This is a genomic window from Mesobacillus sp., assembly GCF_049588175.1.
Taxonomy (GTDB): Bacteria; Bacillota; Bacilli; order Bacillales; family Cytobacillaceae; genus Mesobacillus.
The window spans coordinates 1-1,553 of sequence record NZ_JBAVFI010000525.1; the positions used below are offsets into that span (position 1 = coordinate 1).

General features: G+C 37.7%; 2 protein-coding genes and 1 riboswitch. Of the genes, one reads left to right on the plus strand and one right to left on the minus strand.

Going from position 1 to position 1,553, the window contains the following annotated elements:
• Positions 1 to 211 precede the first annotated feature (211 nt).
• Positions 212 to 697 (minus strand): QueT transporter family protein, encoded by a 486-nt coding sequence (locus WB217_RS12800; protein ID WP_423993601.1) that lies wholly within the window; start codon positions 695 to 697, stop codon positions 212 to 214.
• 6 nt (positions 698 to 703) lie between these two features.
• A riboswitch (PreQ1 riboswitch) is annotated at positions 704 to 748 on the minus strand.
• Positions 749 to 841: 93 nt separating this feature from the next.
• On the opposite strand from WB217_RS12800, the gene WB217_RS12805 reads away from it, so the two are divergent.
• Positions 842 to 1,303, plus strand: a complete 462-nt coding sequence (locus WB217_RS12805; RefSeq protein ID WP_423993602.1) for a GNAT family N-acetyltransferase — start codon at positions 842 to 844, stop codon at positions 1,301 to 1,303.
• Positions 1,304 to 1,553: the final 250 nt, after the last annotated feature.

A 1,553-nucleotide genomic window follows, 5' to 3' on the forward strand; every position in this document is an offset into this window, starting at 1 on the left:
TTATACCACAGTTTATCCCTAAGAAGGGCTGGCATAATATCCTTCATAACCAATCTAGTTTGCTAATCCGTTCAATTTTGCTTTATAGAAAAAACGTAATTGTCACGACTGTTCCTTATCATTTGAAAAAATAGTGGTAGGTCTACGGAAACAATAAAAAGCTTGGACAGAATAAATTGTCCAAGCTTTTTTATGTTATCGTAAAGCAGGGTTATACCAATTTTTCCAGATTCACGCGCTTGTGAATGGCGAGCATGACGGGGATGCCGACTGCCATGACAGTTAATTCGCCAGCAGCTGTTGTCAGCCAAGTGAACCAGAACGGCAATTGGAATGCGAGATTCAGTTCAATCGCGATCAGGAACATCGTGAAGGTGAAAACCAAAGTGTTCACAATCATTCGCGCGACAATGCTCTTGATATATTTTGCTGTGAAAATTGCGATTAGCAATGAAATCACAGACTGGCCAACTCCGAACACAAGGTCATAAGCGACCATTGGAGAAAAGAGCAGGTTTGTTAAAAAAACACCTAATACGATTCCATAAAAATATTTCTTATTGAAAACAATCAGATGGTTGAACATTTCCGATACACGGAATTGGACGTTCGTGAAGCCAAATGGCTGAATAATAGCAGAAACGGCAATATATAATGCTGCGAGAATTCCGTTCCGGACAATCGTTCTCGTATTCATTCTTCATCTCTCCTAGTTTTTTAACGTGGGATGGTTACGAACCACGTTTGTTTTGAAAGCCAATTTAAAATTATATAGGATAAAAGACCTTATCACAATATAATTTTCAGGTTGCAGAAATATAAAAATAAGGAGTTTTTACAAATGGATATTAGATCCTATGAAACGGCAGATGCCCCGGGAATCCTGGAATTATTCAGAGAAACCATTCTAAGTGTTAACCTCGGAGATTATACAAAAGAGCAATGTGAAGTCTGGGCTAATAGTTTATCCAGTATAGAAATTTTAGACAGCAGGCTAAAAAACAGTTTTGCGGTGGTAGCTGAGCTGGAAGGAGTAATGGCAGGTTTTGGAAGCCTAAACTACCAGAGGGAAATTGATCTCTTGTACACTCATAAAAACTATCAAGGGAGAGGGATTGGTTCAGCGATATTAAAAAGACTAGAATCAGTTGCTTGCTTAAAGGGATATGAAGATTTGACTACAGAAGCCAGCATTACAGCAAAGAGCTTTTTCCACTCAAAAGAATACATGACGGAGCAGAAGAATAATAAGAAAGTAAATGGAATTGTGTTTGTTAATTTTATTATGAAGAAAAAATTGTGAATGGTCTTCAACTGCCGGGTACTTGAGCTAAAAAGCAACCCTTGATCACACGCTCTTTCTTTGCTAGAAAAATTTCCGAAAAAACTCCTGTCTCAGTTTGCCGATTATTTTGAGCATAAAATCGAGCAAGCCTGCGAAGCAGACACAAAATCAGGATTGACCCCTTGTCTTTTATAGGTTATTATTATACCGATAGGGGTAATGGTATAATAAAGTTATCTGAAGTAATAAATGGTCTACAAAAAATAGG

What these genes read in the sequence shown, in the direction of transcription:
- WB217_RS12800 (WP_423993601.1), bottom strand. Translation starts at nt 697, where the DNA reads ATGAATACGAGAACGATTGTCCGGAACGGAATTCTCGCAGCATTATAT.
- WB217_RS12805 (WP_423993602.1), top strand. Translation starts at nt 842, where the DNA reads ATGGATATTAGATCCTATGAAACGGCAGATGCCCCGGGAATCCTGGAA.